Source organism: Duganella sp. 1411 (assembly GCF_017833525.1).
Classification (GTDB): domain Bacteria; phylum Pseudomonadota; class Gammaproteobacteria; order Burkholderiales; family Burkholderiaceae_D; genus Rugamonas.
Map to the genome: position 1 here is coordinate 559,842 of NZ_JAFICD010000003.1, position 17,308 is coordinate 577,149.

Consider the following 17,308-nt stretch of genomic DNA (forward strand, 5'->3'; position numbering starts at 1 on the left):
AGAAACTCCGATTCGTTAATGCGTCAGCCAGTTCGGCTTGCGCTTTTCCAGGAACGAGGCCACGCCTTCGCGGCCCTGCTCCGACGCGCGGATATGCGCGATGCGCTCGGCGGTGTCGGCCAGCAGCGCGTCGTCGACGGTTTTCCCGACCACGTCGCGTACCAGCGCCTTGGCCTGGCGCACCGCGTGCGGGCTGTTGTTGACCAGCGCCTTGACGATGTCCGCCACCTTGGCGTCGAGCGCGTCGGCGGCCACCACCTCGTGGGCGAAGCCGATGCGCAGCGCCTCGCGCGCGGAGAAGCGTTCCGCCGTCAGGAAGTAGCGGCGCGATGCGTTCTCGCCCATGGCTTTGATCACGTAGGGCGAAATGGTCGCGGGGATCAGGCCCAGTTTCACTTCGCTCAGGCAGAAATTGGCCTCGTCGACGGCGACGATGATATCGCACGCGGCCACCAGGCCCATGCCGCCGGCGTAGCAATCGCCCTGCACCTTCGCCACCACGGGCTTGGGGCACAGGTAGATGGTGCGCAGCATCTGCGCCAGTTGCAGCGCGTCGGCATGGTTTTCGGCGTGCGTGTAGCCCGCCATTTTTTTCATCCAGTTCAAATCGGCGCCGGCGCAAAAGGCCGGGCCGTTCGCCGCCAGCACGATGGCGCGCAGGTCGTCGTCGGCGCCCAGCTCGAGGAAGGCGGCGGTGAGTTCGGCGATGGTCTCCTCGTTGAAGGCGTTGCGCGTGTCCGGACGGTTCAGCGTGACGGTGGCGGTTTTTCCTTCGCGTGCGATGTCCAATGTGGTGAAAGCCATGCCTACTCCTTGATTGCGTACTTGATTTCGGTCGGCATGCCGATCGTCTTGAGAAAGCGCTCGGTCTCCGGCAGCCAGATCGGCACACCCTCGGGACTGAGCACCATCGCGTGCGCGTCGCTCTTGAACGGGCCGAAGGCGATCAGCTCCGCCTTGCCGCCGGCGCCCGTGTAGGCCGCGTACAGGTCGGCCGCCAGCTTCGGTCCGAAATGGGTGTCGTTGGCGCCGTAGAACCACAACGTCGGCACCTTGCCGCGCGCGCCGTAGGCCTTGAAGGCGTCGACCAGCGCGCTCTGCCAATCGCACTTGGAGCGGCTGTTGACGCCACCGGCGAAATTGATCACGCCGCGCACGCCGCTGATATTGTGGCTGCCGGCGGCGATCGCCGTCAGGCCGCCGTGCGACTGGCCGGCCAGCAGCACGTGTTCCTGGTCCGCCCACGGCTGCTTCATCGCGTACTGCATCGCGAAGAACAGCGAGTTGGCCTGGTCGTCGCCGTTTTTCTCCGCCTGGCAGTGCGAGTTGACGTAGATGCCGCCCGAGCCGGCAAAGCCGAGCCGCATCGGGATCACCACCGCGTAGCCGCGCCGGACGAACTGCTTCGACAGCACGACGTAGCGCGCGCGCTCCTGCAGGTGGGCGTCGCTGCCGCCGGATTTACCGTGGTTCATGAACAGCACCGGGAACGGGCCGTTGCCCGGCGGTTTGAAGATCGTCGTTTGCAAGGTGATGGCGTCGCCGCCGATGGTCGCGGGAACGGCCACCACCTGCTCGCCCATGCGCTTGTCGACAATCGGCAGCAGCGGGCCGGCCGGCTTGGTCAACGGCTGCAGCATGGTCACCTGCGTTTGCGCCTGCGCGCCGGCGCGGCCGCACGCCAGGGCGCACAGCAGTGCGGCCAGCAGGGGGCGGTTACGGTCGCGCATGGCCGGCATCACATCCGGAAGACACCGAAGCGGGTGTCGGGGATCTCGGCGTTGAGCGCGGCGGACAGGCCCAGGCCCAGCACCATGCGGGTGTCGGCCGGGTCGATGACGCCGTCGTCCCACAGGCGCGCGGTGGCGTAGTACGGGTGGCCCTGGTGCTCGTACTGCTCCTTGATCGGCTGCTTGAACGCGGCTTCCTCGTCGGCCGACCAGGTGCCGCCCTTGCCCTCGATGCCGTCGCGCTTGACGGTGGCCAGCACGCTGGCCGCCTGGTCGCCGCCCATGACGGAGATGCGGGCGTTGGGCCACATCCACAGGAAGCGCGGCGAGAACGCGCGGCCGCACATGCCGTAGTTGCCGGCGCCGAAGCTGCCGCCGATGATGACGGTGAACTTGGGCACGGCGGCGGTGGCGACGGCGGTGACCATCTTGGCGCCGTTGCGGGCGATGCCTTCGTTTTCGTATTTGCGGCCGACCATGAAGCCGGTGATATTTTGCAGGAACACCAGCGGGATCTTGCGCTGTGCGCACAGCTCGATGAAGTGCGCGCCCTTGAGCGCCGATTCGGAGAACAGGATGCCGTTGTTGGCGATGATGCCGACCTTCATGCCGAAGATGTGGGCGAAGCCGCAGATCAGGGTGGTGCCGTAGCGCGCCTTGAATTCATCGAACTCGCTGGCGTCGACGATGCGCGCGATGACCTCGCGCACGTCGAACGGCTTGCGGGTGTCGACCGGGATCACGCCGTACAGCTCCTCGGTGGCGTACTTCGGCTCCTCGGATGCGCGCAAGGCGCCCTGCTGCGGCTTGACGCGGTTCAGATTCGAGACGATGGTGCGCGCCAGCGACAGCGCGTGCAGGTCGTTCTGCGCCAGGTGGTCGGCCACGCCGGACAGGCGCGTGTGGACGTCGCCGCCGCCCAGGTCCTCGGCCGTGACCACCTCGCCGGTGGCCGCCTTCACCAAAGGCGGGCCGCCGAGGAAGATCGTGCCCTGGTCCTTGACGATGATCGATTCGTCGCTCATCGCCGGCACATAGGCGCCGCCGGCGGTGCACGAGCCCATGACGACGGCGATCTGCGGGATGCCCTTGGCCGACAGGTTGGCCTGGTTGTAGAAGATGCGGCCGAAGTGGTCGCGGTCGGGGAAGACGTCGTCCTGGTTCGGTAAATTGGCGCCGCCCGAGTCGACCAGGTAGATGCACGGCAGGTTGTTCTGGTCGGCGATCTCCTGCGCGCGCAGGTGCTTCTTGACCGTCATCGGGTAGTAGGTGCCGCCCTTGACGGTGGCGTCGTTGCAGACGATGACGCACTCCTGGCCGGCCACGCGGCCGATGCCGGTGATGATGCCTGCCGCCGGCGCGGCGTCGGCGCCGTTGGCGTCCTGGTACATGCCGTAGGCGGCCATCTGCGACAGTTCAAGGAATGGCGTGCCGGGATCGAGCAGCATCTGCACGCGGTCGCGCGGCAGCAGCTTGCCGCGCGCGACGTGCCTGGCCGATGCCGTCTCGCCGCCGCCGGCCGCGATGTGCGCGACCTTGGCGCGCAGGTCGTCGACGACGGCTTGCATGGCGGCGGCGTTGGCCTTGAAGTCCTCGCTGCGGGGATTGAGCTTGCTTTCGATCTGCGGCATTGTTTTTCCTTTGTGCGCGTGGTCTCGCACGCGTCGTGTTGGCTATTCGGGAAAACTACCGTCAACGTAAAACCAGCGCGGGCCGCCCTCGGCCGGCTCGCGCACGAAGTTGCTGATCTCGTGCAGGCGCTGCGCCCGTCCGTTCACCTTGAAGCGGGCGACGAATTCGACCGTGTCGCGGTCCGGATTAATTGCTTCCGGTGCAACTTCTACTTTACGTTGACGTAAACGTAAAGCAGATTTTACCTCAAGTCCCAGCCATTGCAATTTTTCTTCGTCGCTCATGATCGGCTCGGCCGGCCGGGTGCTGCTGTGCCAGGTGGCCAGCAGGTAGGGCTCGTTGCGCAGCCCGTAGGCGGTATAGCGCGAGCGCATCAGCGCCTCGGCGGTGGGCGCGATGGCGGCGCCGTCGATGTAGGGGCCGCAGCAGGCGGCGTAGGACGGGCCGCCGCAGGGGCAGCCGGCTGGCGCGGCGGACTTCTTGGACATGGATGGAAGGACGGGCTGGTGTGACAAGCCAGCATTATCCGCCAAATAGGCCGCTTGCGCAGCGCCCCAAGTTACGCCGGCGGCACTAAATATCGCGTTTTCGCGCCGCGCGGGCGCACGGATTTCCCATATCGCTATTACACTAGGGGTGTTAGGAGAAACAAATGAGCCAGAGTGGTTTTGAATTCAAGGCGGACGCCAACGACAGTTCGCCGCTGTACATGCAGATTGCCCGGAAATTGAGCGACGATGTGCATAACGGCCGCTATCAGGTCGACCAGGCGCTGCCGTCCGAGCGGGCGTTGTCGGAGTTGCTCAACGTCTCGCGGGTGACCGCGCGCAAGGCCATCGACCAGCTGGTCGACCAGGGCCTGGTGGTGCGCCGCCGCGGCTCGGGCAACTATATCGCGCCGCGCATCGAGCAGCCGCTGTCGAACCTGACCAGTTTTTCCGAGCAATTGCAGCAGCGCGGCCACGTGCCCGGCTCGCGCTGGCTCAAGCGCGCGATCGTCACGCCGACGCCCGAGGAGCAGCTCAGCCTGGGCCTGTCGCCGTATTCGAAGGTGGCGCGGCTCGAGCGCCTGCGGCTGGCCGACGACGTCGTCATGGCCTACGAGGTCAGCGTGCTGCCGCAGACCGTGCTCAACGACCCGAACGCGGTGGGCGCCTCGCTGTACCAGTATCTCGACAGCATCGGCCAGTCGCCGGTGCGGGCGCTGCAGCATATCCGGGCGATGAACGCGTCGGCCGAGCTGGCGCGGCAACTCGGCGTGCCGGAAGGGCAGGCTCTGCTGTACATTACGCGTATCGCCTATCTGGAATCGGGCGAAGCGATGGAATTGACCCATTCGTATTGTCATAGTGATCATTACGATTTTGTCGCGGAGATGCGCCGCGCCACGTGATGATTTGTTCAATTTGTTCAATCACGTAGGGCGGATTAGCGTAGCGTAATCGGCCATGCTGGCGCCGTCGGCGGCTCAAAGATGGCCGATTACGGCGTGCCGCCTAATCCGCCCTACGTGGATCACGTGGATTTTTTATTTCACCTATCCTTCTTTATGCTGAAGACCGAGACCCCGAGTACGCAGCACCCGGATCTGGACCGGTACCCGGTGGACGCCTTGGTCGAAGCGCTGGTCGACGACCAGGCGCACGCGGTGCGCGCCGTACAGGCGGCCGCGCCCGCCATCGTCGCGGCCGTCGAGGCGATGACGCCGCGCATCGCCGGCGGCGGACGGCTGATCTATGTCGGCGCCGGCACCTCGGGCCGGCTGGGCATCCTCGATAGCGTCGAACTGTTCCCCACGTTTTCCTGGCCGCACCAGCGCGCCGTCGCGCTGCTGGCCGGCGGCGTCGGCGCCATGTTCGAGGCGGTCGAGGGCGCCGAGGACGACCGCGCCAAGGGCGCCTCCGACCTGCGGCTGGTGTATCCGGGCTTTAACGACGTGGTGTTGCTGGTGGCCGCGTCCGGCACGACGCCGTATGTGCTGGGCGCGTTGCAGGCGGCGCGCACGGTGGGCGCCCTGACGGTGGGCATCGCCAACAACCCCGGCACGCCGCTGGCGGCCGGCGCCGACGTCGGCATCACGCTCGATACCGGCCCGGAAGTGATTTCCGGTAGCACGCGGCTCAAGGCCGGCACCGCGCAGAAGATCGTGCTCAACACCTTGTCGAGCGCGCTGATGGTGCGCCTGCACAAGGTCTACGGCAACCTGATGGTCGACGTGCAGGCCAACAACACCAAGCTGGTCGAGCGCGCCATCCAGCTGACCATGCACGCCACCGGCGCCGACGCCGGCGCCGCGCGCGCCGTGCTCGAGCAGTGCCATTTCCAGGTCAAGGTGGCCATCGTCGCGTTGCTCAAACAGCTGGACGTGGCGGCGGCGCAGGCGCTGCTCGACGCCGCCCAAGGCGACGTGCGGGCCGCGCTGGCCGGGGTGGTTACCCCAGCGGCTTGACCAGCGTCACCAGCGCCAGGTCGTCGCGCAGCGGCGTGCCGACGCTGGGGTCGTCGTAGGGGAAGGCGCCGACCTCGCCGGTTTTGCGGTAGCCGCGCCGCTCGTACCAGGCGATCAGCGCCTCGCGCAGGTTGATGACCGAGATCTTGACCGATGTTGCGCCGCGCGCGCGGGCGAATTGCTCGGCGGCGGCCATGATGGCCTTGCCGACGCCGCCCGTTTGCGTTGCCGGATTGACCGCCAGCATCGACAGATACCATTGCCCGTCGTCGCCGGGCGTGAGCGACACGCAACCGAGCCGCTCGGCGCCGTCCTTGGCCACCATGACCATCGCCGGGCCGTCGGCGGCCAGCGTGGTGAGTGACTGCAGGTCGATACGGGGACCGCTGATGAGTTCGATTTCGCTGGTCCAGCCGGGCGCGGCGGCGCCACGATAGGCCTGGTTGACCAGATCGACGATGGGGGCGAGGTCTTCGTGGCTGGCTTGGGTGAGTTGCATGCTTGTCCTGGTGTTTTTAACTTTCGGTAGTATAAAGTGGCCCACGGCTTTTTGCCGATGGGCACGGCTCGTGTCGGTGCCGGCGGCCTGCCCGCTCAGGCCTTGTACCCGGTGGCGACCATGTAATACTGCAGGGCGAACGAGGCGGTGGCCGCCAGCAGCGCCCGCGCGGCCCACAGTCTGCCGCCGATGCCCAGCAGGGGACGCTGGGCCACCGTGCCCCGGTAGGCGCGGTAGCCGAGATACATGTTCAGCGGACCGAACAGGAAGATGGTCACCATCAGGAACATCAGCGGGTAGGACAGGAAGATCAGGAAAAAGGTCAGCAGGTACATGATTTGGCGGAGTTCGGTTGCGTTCTGTTGGTTGTGTGCGTATGGTAACCGCCGTGAGCATAACAGCAGCGGCCGCCGCGAAAGGAAGTATGAAGCCAGCGCAAGAACGCAACCCGTGGAGCTGGGTGCCCAGCATCTCGTTCAGCCAGGCGGTGCCCTACGTGGCGGTGATGATGCTGTCGACGGTGATGTATAAAAACCTCGGCGTGTCCAACACCGACCTGGCGTTCTACACGGCCTGGCTGTACCTGCCGTGGGTGATCAAGCCGCTGTGGTCGCCGCTGGTCGAGCTGGTCGGCACCAAGCGGCGCTGGATCGTCTTGCTGCAGCTGTTGACCGGCGCTTCATTGGCGGCGGTGGCGCTGACCTTGCACCTGCCGCAATTTTTCGCCATGAGCCTGGCCGTGCTGTGGCTGATGGCGTTCAGCTCGGCCACGCACGATATCGCCTCCGACGGCTATTACATGCTGGGCTTGCCCTCGCAGGGCCAGCAGGCCGCGTTCGTCGGCGTGCGCAGCGCGTTCTACAAGCTGGCGATGATCGCCGGCCAGGGCGGCATCGTCTACCTGGCCGGCCGCTTGATCCAGTCCAGCGGCGATCCGGCGTGGGCGTGGTCGGTGGTGTTCGGCGTGATGTCGGCGCTGTTTTTGCTGCTGTGCGCATACCATCAACTGATCCTGCCGCGCCCCGCTACGGACCGGCGCCACCGCGGCGGCGCGCTGTGGGCCGATTTCATTCACACCTTCCGCAGCTTTTTCCAGAAAAAAGGCATAGGCGCGATCCTCGGTTTTCTGCTGCTGTACCGCCTGGGCGAGGCGCAATTGCTGAAAATGGCGGCGCCGTTCCTGCTCGATCCGCGCGACAAGGGCGGCCTGGGCCTGAGCACGTCGGAGTTCGGCCTGGTCTACGGCACCATCGGCGTGTGCGCGCTGGTGCTCGGCGGGCTGGCCGGCGGCGTGGTCATCTCGCGCTTCGGCCTCAAGCGCGCGCTGTGGCCGATGGTGGTCATCATGCACGTGCCGGACTTGGTGTTCGTCTACCTGGCGACGGCGTTGCCGACCAGCACAGTGCTGATCTCCGCCTGCCTGGCCGTGGAGCAGTTCGGCTACGGCTTCGGCTTCGCCGCCTTCATGCTGTACATGATCCTGGTGGCCGACGGCGAGCATAAAACCGCCCACTACGCGATCTGCACCGGCTTCATGGCGCTGGGCATGATGCTGCCGGGAATGGTCAGCGGCTGGATCCAGGCCCATCTCGGTTACCAGAACTTTTTCATCTGGGCCTGTATCTCGACCTTGCCGGCGTTTTTGATGACGGCGCTGGTGGACATCGAGCCCGAATTCGGTAGGAAATAAGAAATGGGCGTCCCCGGCATTACAATACGATGCTCAACTGAATCGGGGAATGGTTTTGGTTTTTAATGCAAAGAAGCGGCTGACGTTGACCGCCGGCGTGGCCGGCGTCATGGCGGCCTTGCTGGAGGGCTGTTCCAGCACGCCGACGGCGCCCGCCGCGGACGGCGCGCCGGTGGCGCCGCCGCGCCCGCCCGCAACATCGGGGCCGGCGCCGATGCCGCCGCCGCCGCCGTTCGATCCGAACATGCCGCCGCCGGCGCCGCGTGAATTCCGCGCCGCCTGGGTGTCGACCGTGGCCAATATCGATTGGCCCAGCCGCAACAACCTGAGTCCCGAGAAGCAGCAGGCCGAGGCGGTCGCCATCCTGGAGCGCTGCAAGGCGCTGAACCTGAACGCGGTCGTGCTGCAGGTGCGTCCCAGCGCGGACGCCATCTACCCGTCCGAGCTGGAGCCGTGGTCGGAGTTCCTGACCGGCCAGCAGGGCCGCGCGCCCAAGGGCGGCTACGATCCGCTGCAGTTCTGGATCGAGCAGGCGCACGCGCGCGGGCTCGAGCTGCACGCGTGGTTCAACCCCTACCGCGCCCGCCACGCGACGGCCAAGTCGCCGCTGGCGCGCAACCATATCGCCAACACCAATCCGGAAGCGGTCAAGACCTACGGCCGCTATCTGTGGATGGACCCGGGCGAGTCGGCCGCCTCGCAGCGCACGCTCGACGTCATCCTCGACGTGGTGCGCCGTTATGACATCGACGGCGTGCATATCGACGATTATTTCTATCCGTATCCGATCGACACGCCCAACGCCGCCGGCCCCGAGGGCGTGGCGCTCGATGGCGGCGTCGGTGGCAAGCAGGAGCTCGAATTCCCGGACCAGCCGTCGTGGCAGCGCTATCTGCTGGGCGGCGGCACCTTGGACCGGCCGCACTGGCGGCGCCAGAACGTCAACGCGCTGATCCAGGCGCTGTACCTGGGCATCCACAAGGAAAAGAGCTGGGTGCGCTTTGGCATCAGTCCGTTCGGCATCGGCCGGCCGGACCGGCGCCCGCCGGGCATCGTCGGCTTCAGCCAGTACGACAAGCTGTACGCGGACGCCGAGCTGTGGCTGGCCAACGGCTGGCTCGACTACCTGGCGCCGCAGCTGTACTGGCCGGTGGCGCAGGCGCCGCAGGCGTTCGACGTGCTGCTCGACTACTGGCTGGCGCAGAACCCGCGCGCGCGCCACGTCTGGCCGGGGCTGTACACCAGCCGCATCGACAACACCGCCAAGACCTTCACGCCGGAGGAGATCGTCAAGCAGATCGGCGTCACGCGCAGCCGCGCCGGCGTGCGCGGCCACCTGCACTTTTCCATCGCCGCGCTGATGGAGAACCGCAAGGGCGTCGCCGACCAGCTCAAGGCGCAGGCCTATCAGACGGCGGCCTTGTCGCCGGCCACGCCGTGGCTGGGCGCGGAGGCGCCGGCGGCGCCCACCGCCCAGGCCCGGCGCGAAACGACCGGCGTCGGCGTGCGCCTGGCCGCCGGCGCTGGCAAGCCGGTGTCGCATTACGCGATCTGGAGCCGTTACGGCTCGGAATGGCGGTTCGCGGTGGCGCCGGCGTCGCGCCCGGTGTTGCTGTTGGCGGACGACGCCGCCGGCGCGGCGGCGGAAATGGTGGTCGTCAGCGCGGTCGACCGTCTTGGCAACGAAAGCGCGCGCGTCAGCGCCTACAAGCGGAGCTGACGGTGGGCGCCCTCGATCTCGGTCTGGGCATCGACGCGGGCGGCACGCGGACCCGCTGGGCGCTGGCCGACGCGGCCGGGACCATCGTCGCCGAGGGTGGCGTGGGCGGCATGTCGGCGCTGCAAATGGCCAGCGATGCCGGACGCGACGCCGTGCGCGGCATCTTGACCCTGTTGGCGGCGCAAGCGCTGGCCGCCGGCCGGCCCGTGGCCGTGTGCGCCGGCCTGACCGGCTTCGACGGATCGGCCGCGTTGCCGGCGCAATGGCTGGCCGAGTTGCTGGGCGTGGCGCCGGCGGCGGTGACCGTGCGCAACGACATCGAAATCGCCTATCTGGACAGCTTCGCGCCCGGCGAGGGCTATCTGGTGTACGCCGGCACCGGCTCGATCGCCGCGTGGATAGCCGCGGACGGCGCGTTCCACCGCGCTGGCGGACGCGGCGTGACGTTGGACGACGGCGGCGGCGGCTTCTGGATCGCGCGCGAAGCGATGCGCCACATCTGGCGCCAGGAGGACGAGGAGCCCGGCGCGTGGCGGCGCTCGCCAATGGCGCGCGCCGTGTTCGACCACGTCGGCGGCAGCGACTGGGACGCGTCGCGCCGGTTCATTTATGGCCAGGACAGGGGCGCGATCGGGCGGCTGGCGCTGGCCGTCGCCGCCAGCGTGGACGACGACCCGGTCGCGCGCGGCATCGCCGAGCAGGCCGGCCGCGAGCTGGCGCGCATCGGGCTGGCGCTGGTGCGCCGCTATGGGCCGCGTCCGATCGCCTTGGGCGGCCGCGCCGCCACCTTGCATCCGCTGATCGCGCAGGCGATGCGCGCGGCATTGCCGGCCGCGCTGCCGCTGATACAGCGTGAAACACAGGCGCACCACGCGGCGGCCCGTATTGCTCTAAACTCACGCAATTGAATCGCTGCCGAGATCGCCCATGAAGATAGTTCCGCTCACCGTTTTGTCCACCTTGATGGCGGTGCTCGCCGGCTGCGCCACCGTGCCGCCGCCGAGCGAGCCGCGCATCGACCGCAGCCTGAGCTCGCGCGGGCAGAGCGACCGGGTCAAGTACATCATTCTTCATTACACGGTGTCGGACCTGCCGCGCTCGATCAAGATCTTGACCCAGCAGGATGTCAGCGCGCACTACCTGCTGACCGACACCGAGCAGCCCTTCTTCTACGCGCTGGTCGACGAGGCGCGCCAGTCCAACCACGCCGGCATCAGCAGCTGGAAGATTTATAACCAGCTCAACTCGGCGTCGATCGGCATCGAGATCGTCAATCCCGGCTTCACCGACACGCCGGAGGGCCGGGTGTGGTACCCGTTCAAGCAGGCGCAGATCGACCAGCTGATTGTGCTGCTCAAGGATATCGTCAAGCGGCATGGCATCAAGCCGGAAAACATCCTCGGCCACAACGACATCGCGCCGCAGCGCAAGCAGGACCCGGGGCCGCTGTTCCCGTGGAAGCAGCTGGCCGACGCCGGCTTGATCCCGTGGCCGGAGCCGAGCCGGGTGGCCGCGCGCCTGCCGGGGTATCAGCAGCAGTTGCCGGATGTGCTGTGGTTCCAGCTCAAGCTGGCGCAGCACGGCTATGCGGTGCCGCAGACGGGGCAATTCGACCAGGCGACGCGCAACGTGCTGGCGGTGTTCCAGTCCAAGTACCGGCAGTCGCTGTTCGACGGCACGCCGGATGCGGAGACGGCGGCCATCCTCGATGTGTTGACCAGCCCGCTGCCGGTGCAGGTACCCGCGCCGGGCGCCGCGCCATCGGCGACGCCAGCCACCCGCGCGCCCGTCACGCCGACGCCGCCTATGCCGACCGCGCCTGTACTGGTGCGTACCGCACCGGTCGCACCCGTTCCGGCGACACCCGTGCCGGCCCTGCCCGATGGGGTCGTTCCGCCGCCGCCGGCCACCGAACCGGTCGAATCGCAATAAGCAAACGGGGACGCCGGCATGAGTTCCACCATCGACTGCGAAGCGATCCCCGGCCACCCCGATTTTCGTCGGTTGGACAGCATCGCCGGCGTCGCCGTCGACCTGCGCTATGCGACGCCGGATAATTTTGTCGGCCGCGATCTGTACTCCCCGCTCGATTGCAACTGGCTGCACAAGAACGCTGCGGCGGCGCTGGAGCGGGCGGTCGCATGGCTGACCGAACGCCGTCCGGACTATACGCTGCTGGTGCTTGACGCCCTGCGTCCGCAACGGGTGCAGGAGCAGCTATGGCAGGCACTGCAGGGTACCGATCTGCTGGGCTACATCGCCGAACCGGGGCGCGGCTCGATCCACTCGTTCGGCATGGCGCTCGACGTCACCTTGCTGGATGCGCAAGGGCGCGAGCTGGATATGGGGACCGGTTTCGACGACCTGAGTGAGCGCTCGCACCCGGCGAAGGAGGCGGAGTTGCTGGCGCGGGGCGAGCTGAATGCTCAGCAGGTAGAAAACCGTCGCTGGCTGCGCGACGCCATGCTCCAAGCCGGCTTCCATGGCATCAACAGCGAATGGTGGCACTTCGACTGCGGCGACCGGGTACTGGTGCGGCGCGACTATACGCGCGTGTTGTAAACTTTCCCAATCCCCCTAAATCACTCTAAATCACTCTAAATCAATCTAAATCAATCTAAATCACGTAGGGCGGATTAGCGCAGCGTAATCGGCCATGCTTGCCCCGTTGGCGGCTCATCCATGACCGATTACGGCCCCACGTGTTTCATCGGTAATTTCTACCGGTCCACCATCGCCATGCGCTCCTCGCTGTAGCGCGGGCCGGCGACCTGCTTCAGCGCGTCGTCGAGGATGGCCATCTCACCGGCATCGAGCGTGATCCCGGCGGCGGCCACGTTCTGCTCCAGATACGTGCGGCGGCGCGTGCCGGGGATCGTGACGATGTCGTCGCCCCTGTGCATCGCCCACGCCAGCGCGATCTGTCCCGGCGTGACCCGCCGCGCCTCGGCCAGCTCGCGCACGATCGCCGCCGCCCGCATGTTGCGGTCGAAATTCTCGCCCTGCAGGCGCGGGTCCAGATGACGGAAGTCGCTCGGCGGATATTCCTCCGCGCGCTTGGCGCTGCCCGCCAGGAACCCCCGTCCCAGCGGACTGAACGCCACCAGCCCGATGCCCAGCTCGCGCAGCGCCGGGATCACCTCCGCCTCCAGGTTGCGCTCCCACAGCGAATACTCGCTCTGCACCGCGCTGATCGGGTGCACCGCGTGCGCGCGGCGGATATTGGCCACGCCCGCCTCCGACAGCCCCAGATAGCGCACCTTGCCCTCCTTCACCAGATCGGCCATCACGCCGACCACCTCCTCCACCGGCACCAGCGGATCGATGCGGTGCTGGTACAGCAGATCGATGTAGTCGGTGTTGAGCCGGCGCAGCGAGCCCTCGACCTTGTCGCGGATGCCGGCCGGGTCGCTGGTGACGCCGACCGTCTTGCCGTCGCGGATGTCGAAGCCGAACTTGGTGGCGAGGATCACCTCACCGCGCCGGCCTTCGAAGGCGCGGCCCAGCAGCGCCTCGTTGTCGTAGGGGCCGTATTGCTCGGCCGTGTCGAAGAAGTTGACGCCCAGGTCGAGCGCGCGGTGCAAGGTGGCGACCGCCTCGGTCTGGTCGGCCGGGCCGTAGGTGTTGCTCATGCCCATGCAGCCGAGGCCCTGCGCCGAGACCGTCAATCCCTGGCTGCCCAAAGTACGTTGTTTCATGATGACTCCTAGTCGATAGCATGGATTCAGTATGCCAACCGTCTAAAAAATACACAATCGGCTTAAAATGCAAAGCATTATTGATGCAGGTGCAACGGTGAGGCGGCGCGATGATGGAAATGCTGAAAGAAATGGCGATCTTTGCGCAAGTGGTCGACAGCGGCGGGTTTTCCGCCGCCGCGCGCCACCTGAGTTTGACGACGTCGGCCGTGAGCCGCCACGTGTCGCGGCTGGAGGCGTACATGGGCGGACGCCTGCTGCAGCGGACCACGCGCTCGGTGTCGCTGACCGAGCTGGGCGAGCAGGTGCACACCGCCTGCGTGCGCATGCTGAACACGGCGCGCGAAATCCACGCGCTGGCCGGCAGCTACAGCGCGCGGCCCAACGGCGTGGTGCGCATCAGCGCGCCGGTGGTGCTGGGGCAGCTGTGGTTGGCGCCTTTGCTGCCGGCGTTTCTGGACCGCTATCCGGAGGTCGACGTGCGCCTGTCGCTGGTGGACCGCAACGTCGATCTGATCGAGGAGGGCATCGACCTGGCGATCCGCATCGCGGCCGATCTGGCGCCGGGGCTGGCGGCGCGGCCGCTGGGGCCGATGCGCTACTTGCTGGCGGCGTCGCCCGGTTATCTGGCCGCGCACGGAGTGCCGGCCACGCCGCAGGAATTGCCCGCGCATCGCTGCAATTACCTCGGCTACGCCCGCTTCGGCGCGGCCTGGACCATGCGGCGCGAGGGGAGCGGCGAAGCGGAGATCGTCAGCATCCGCGTGCCGTCGCGCTTGACGATCAATAACAGCGCGGCGCTGATGGGCGTGGTGGAGGCCGGCGGCGGCATCGGCCTGGTGCCGGATTTCACCGCACGCGCGGCGCTGGCGCAGGGGCGCGCGGTGCAGGTGCTGGCCGACTGGACGTTCGACGAGCCGTACGCCGGCACCGTGCACGCGGTGTACATGCCCGGGCCGCATCTGGCGCTGAAGGTGCGCGCGCTGATCGATTATCTGGTGGCCGAGGGCGGATTGGGCACGTAGCTGTCGCCGGGCGCGGCGCCCGAGCGCGCCACCCAGTCGATCAGCGCGTCGAGCACGGCGCGGCCGGCACCGTTGGCCACGTGCTCGTCGTTGAGCATGGCGACCACGACGACGGGCTCGTTGTTGGCGTCCTGCACGTAGCCGGCGACGGCGATCACGCCTTTGAGGCTGCCGGTCTTGATGCGCGCGCGCATCGCGGCCGGGCTGTCCTTGAGGCGGCGGCGCATGGTGCCGTCGGTGGCCGCGATCGGCAGGCTGGAGAGGAACTCGGGCATCCACAGGCTCTTCAGGCCGGCCCGCAGCACGCCGGCCAGTTGCGCCGGCGTGGCCCGTTCGGCGCGCGACAGGCCGGAGCCGTTGTCGATCACCAGGCCGTTGCCGTCGATGGCGTGGCGTTGCAGCCAGGCGCGGATCGCCGCCTCGGCGCGCGCGGCGGTGCTGGCCTGGCCAGCGTCCGGCGGCAGCGGCCGGCTGCCCAGCAGTGGGTCCGCCTCCAGGCTGCCCAGGCTGAGGAAGATGGTGCGCGCCAAGGTGTTGTCCGAGTTTTTATTGGTGTCGCGCAGCACTTCCGGCAGCGCGCGCGCGACGTGCTCGGCCAGCAGGCGCAGCACCGGCGTGGTGGCCGGGGCGGGCACGGCCGCCGGCGGCGCGGTGGGCGCGGCGGTGGTGGCGTCGGTGTCGGCGTTGACGGCCGCTGTCCGCGCGGGCGGCGGCGTCGGCGCGCTCGCTTCGCGCACGTCGCCCTTCAGCGTGCCGCCCAGCTTGTGCCAGGTGGTGCGCACCAGGCGCTCCAGATAATCGTGCGGGTCGAGCACGTTGACGCTGATCGACTTGACGCAGTCGCGCGGGAAGCTGCCGTGCAACACCACTTCGATGCGGTCGCCTTTGCGGGCGAAGTCCGGGCTGCGCCAGCCGTTCTCCCACGCCGGACAGGGCGCGTCGCTGGTGGTCATCTCCGAGCGCACGCCGACCTTGTCCATCTCCGGCATCATCGCTAGCGACAGCTTGCCGCCGACCGAGCGCATCTCCACCTTCAGCAGGTTGGTGTTGACCAGCAGCGCGTCCGGCGCGACGTTGTAGTACGCCCACGGATATTCGTCGAACTGCGGTTGCCCGGGGTCGGGCCGCGCGGGCTGGAACAGTTGCCGGTCCAGCACGATGTCGCCCTTGATGCTTTTGATGCCCTGGTTGCGCAGCGCTTGCAGCATGTGGCCCAGCACGTCCTCGTTGAAGTCGGCGTCGGCGCCGCCGCGCAGGATCAGGTCGCCCTGCAGCGCGCCGTTGACGATGGGCGCGCTGGTCAGCAGCTCCGTCCGTCCGCGGAACACCGGCCCCAGTTGCTCGAGCGCCGTCAGCGTCGTGAACAGCTTCATCGTCGATGCCGGCTGCATGCTTTGCTGGGCGTTGTGCGAGATCAGCGTGGTGTCGCCGCGCATGACGACGATGCCGGCCGCTTGCGGCGGAATCTGCGCCGCTTGCATCAGCCGCGCGACCGGCTCCGGCAGGTCGGCGGCGTGGACGGCGCCCACGGCAAGCGCGGCGGCTAAAGTAAGACGACGAAACATGACAGACCCGTTCAATGGAAGAAGATGTAGGCGACCGCGATGGCGGCGATGACGCCGGCGAAGTCGGCGATCAGCCCGCACGAGATCGCGTAGCGCGTCTTGCGGATGCCGACCGAGCCGAAATACAGCGCGACGATGTAGAAGGTGGTGTCGGCCGAGCCCTGGAACACGCAGGCCAGGCGGCCGACGAAGGAATCGACGCCGTAGGTTTGCATGGTGGAGATCATCATCGCCTTGGAGCCGCTGCCGCTGAGCGGTTTCATCAGCGCGGTCGGCAGCGCCGGCACGAAATCGGTGTTGAAGCCCAAGGCGCCGAACAGCCAGCTGAAGCCGTCGACGACAAAGGCGAACAGCCCGGCGTTGCGGATCACGCTGATGGCCACCAGCATGCCGACCAGATACGGGATGACCGTCAGCGAGGTCTGGATGCCGCCCTTGGCGCCCTCGATGAAGGCTTCGTAGACGTTGACCTTCTTCCACAGCGCGCCGATGATGAAGCCGCCGATGACGCCGATCAGGACCAGGTTGCTGAAGACCTTGGAGAACAGTTCGATCTCGGGCCGGGTCAGCACCTGCGTGAAATACCAGATCAGGCCGGCGATGGCGGCGGTGCTGCAGCCGAGCCAGCCCAGCACGACGCGGTCGAACAGGTTGATGCGCTGGCGGATCGCCACGGCGATCAGGCCGGTGACGGTGGCGACGTAGGTGGCGATCATGCACGGGATGAAGATGTCGGACGGGTCGGCCGCGCCGAGGATCGAGCGCTGCGCCATGATGGCCACCGGGATCAGGGTCAGGCCCGAGGTGTGCAGCACCAGGAACATGATCTGGGCGTCGGTCGGCTCGTCCTTGCTGGGGTTGAGCGTTTGCAGGCTTTCCATCGCCTTCAGGCCGAACGGCGTGGCCGCGTTGTCCAGGCCGAGCAGGTTGGCCGAGAAATTCATCAGCATGTGGCCGGTGGCCGGATGCTCCTTCGGCACGCCGGGGAAGATGCGCGAGAAGAACGGCGCGATCAGGCGCGCCAGCAGGTTGACGGCGCCGGCCTTCTCGCCGATGTTCATGATGCCCAGCCACAAGGTCATGACGCCGGCCAGCGGCAGCGCGATGTCCATCACGCCGCTCTTGGCCGACTCGAACGTGCCGTCGATGATGCGCTTGAAGATTTCCGTGTCGCCCATGAACAGAAACTGCGCCAGCGCGGCGGCAAACCCGACAAGGAAGAAGCCAGACCAGATGTAATTGAGCGACATATGTGCGGATTTTCTTGAAACAGTGGGCGACAGGCAAAGTATAGCGGGTC

General features: G+C 67.3%; 16 protein-coding genes and 1 pseudogene. 8 read left to right on the forward strand and 9 right to left on the reverse strand.

What is annotated here, in order from left to right; all coding sequences use genetic code 11:
* Positions 1–15 precede the first annotated feature (15 nt).
* Genes JOD97_RS19635 through JOD97_RS19650 form a run of 4 tightly spaced genes read right to left on the reverse strand, consistent with a single transcriptional unit; the run spans position 16 to position 3,850 of the window.
* The gene (locus JOD97_RS19635; protein ID WP_209721915.1) at positions 16–804 is read right to left on the reverse strand and encodes an enoyl-CoA hydratase/isomerase family protein; all 789 of its coding nucleotides are present in this window, start codon (positions 802–804) and stop codon (positions 16–18) included.
* Between the two features lie 2 nt (positions 805–806).
* Complete coding sequence (locus JOD97_RS19640) at positions 807–1,730, reverse strand: dienelactone hydrolase family protein (protein ID WP_209721925.1); 924 nt, start codon at positions 1,728–1,730, stop codon at positions 807–809.
* A gap of 8 nt (positions 1,731–1,738) precedes the next feature.
* Positions 1,739–3,361: a carboxyl transferase domain-containing protein gene (locus JOD97_RS19645; RefSeq protein ID WP_209721927.1), complete on the reverse strand. Its 1,623-nt coding sequence runs from the start codon at positions 3,359–3,361 to the stop codon at positions 1,739–1,741.
* A gap of 42 nt (positions 3,362–3,403) precedes the next feature.
* Complete coding sequence (locus tag JOD97_RS19650; protein ID WP_209721930.1) at positions 3,404–3,850, reverse strand: YchJ family protein; 447 nt, start codon at positions 3,848–3,850, stop codon at positions 3,404–3,406.
* Positions 3,851–4,014: 164 nt separating this feature from the next.
* Between JOD97_RS19650 and JOD97_RS19655 the strand changes: the two genes are divergently transcribed.
* Both JOD97_RS19655 and murQ read left to right on the forward strand, forming a co-directional pair.
* On the forward strand, positions 4,015–4,755 hold the full coding sequence (locus JOD97_RS19655) for a GntR family transcriptional regulator (RefSeq protein ID WP_209721933.1): 741 nt from the start codon (positions 4,015–4,017) through the stop codon (positions 4,753–4,755).
* A 156-nt stretch (positions 4,756–4,911) separates the two neighbouring features.
* Positions 4,912–5,811, forward strand: coding sequence for an N-acetylmuramic acid 6-phosphate etherase (gene murQ, locus JOD97_RS19660; protein ID WP_209721936.1), 900 nt, complete (start codon positions 4,912–4,914; stop codon positions 5,809–5,811).
* Here the strand turns inward: murQ and JOD97_RS19665 are convergent.
* Positions 5,795–6,310: a GNAT family N-acetyltransferase gene (locus tag JOD97_RS19665; protein WP_209721938.1), complete on the reverse strand. Its 516-nt coding sequence runs from the start codon at positions 6,308–6,310 to the stop codon at positions 5,795–5,797. The two genes, murQ and JOD97_RS19665, sit on opposite strands and share 17 nt — an antisense overlap.
* 95 nt (positions 6,311–6,405) lie before the next feature.
* On the reverse strand, positions 6,406–6,645 hold the full coding sequence (locus tag JOD97_RS19670) for a hypothetical protein (protein ID WP_209721950.1): 240 nt from the start codon (positions 6,643–6,645) through the stop codon (positions 6,406–6,408).
* An 89-nt stretch (positions 6,646–6,734) separates the two neighbouring features.
* Here JOD97_RS19670 and JOD97_RS19675 point away from each other — a divergent pair, with 89 nt between their 5' ends.
* From JOD97_RS19675 to JOD97_RS19695, 5 genes and pseudogenes are all read left to right on the forward strand, one after another.
* Complete coding sequence (locus JOD97_RS19675) at positions 6,735–8,000, forward strand: MFS transporter (protein ID WP_209721953.1); 1,266 nt, start codon at positions 6,735–6,737, stop codon at positions 7,998–8,000.
* 49 nt (positions 8,001–8,049) lie between these two features.
* A complete protein-coding gene (locus JOD97_RS19680; protein ID WP_209721956.1) occupies positions 8,050–9,720 on the forward strand; it encodes a glycoside hydrolase family 10 protein in 1,671 nt (556 codons plus the stop codon).
* Positions 9,721–9,722: 2 nt separating this feature from the next.
* Complete coding sequence (locus JOD97_RS19685; RefSeq protein WP_373999897.1) at positions 9,723–10,628, forward strand: N-acetylglucosamine kinase; 906 nt, start codon at positions 9,723–9,725, stop codon at positions 10,626–10,628.
* A gap of 19 nt (positions 10,629–10,647) precedes the next feature.
* Positions 10,648–11,439, forward strand: a pseudogene (locus JOD97_RS19690) (N-acetylmuramoyl-L-alanine amidase); the annotation flags it as partial.
* A gap of 231 nt (positions 11,440–11,670) precedes the next feature.
* Entirely contained in the window at positions 11,671–12,282 is a 612-nt protein-coding gene (locus JOD97_RS19695; protein WP_209721964.1) for a M15 family metallopeptidase, read from the forward strand.
* 158 nt (positions 12,283–12,440) lie between these two features.
* Here JOD97_RS19695 and JOD97_RS19700 read toward each other — a convergent pair whose 3' ends face one another.
* Positions 12,441–13,418: an aldo/keto reductase gene (locus JOD97_RS19700; protein ID WP_209721966.1), complete on the reverse strand. Its 978-nt coding sequence runs from the start codon at positions 13,416–13,418 to the stop codon at positions 12,441–12,443.
* Positions 13,419–13,531: 113 nt separating this feature from the next.
* On the opposite strand from JOD97_RS19700, the gene JOD97_RS19705 reads away from it, so the two are divergent.
* Positions 13,532–14,443, forward strand: coding sequence for a LysR family transcriptional regulator (locus JOD97_RS19705; protein WP_373999904.1), 912 nt, complete (start codon positions 13,532–13,534; stop codon positions 14,441–14,443).
* Here the strand turns inward: JOD97_RS19705 and JOD97_RS19710 are convergent.
* Positions 14,410–16,008 carry a D-alanyl-D-alanine carboxypeptidase/D-alanyl-D-alanine-endopeptidase gene (locus JOD97_RS19710; protein ID WP_209721969.1) on the reverse strand — a complete coding sequence of 533 codons (1,599 nt, stop codon included), beginning with the start codon at positions 16,006–16,008 and terminating at the stop codon, positions 14,410–14,412. The genes JOD97_RS19705 and JOD97_RS19710 overlap by 34 nt on opposite strands.
* A gap of 11 nt (positions 16,009–16,019) precedes the next feature.
* Positions 16,020–17,258, reverse strand: a complete 1,239-nt coding sequence (locus tag JOD97_RS19715) for a nucleoside recognition domain-containing protein (RefSeq protein WP_209721973.1) — start codon at positions 17,256–17,258, stop codon at positions 16,020–16,022.
* Between the last annotated feature and the right edge of the window lie 50 nt (positions 17,259–17,308).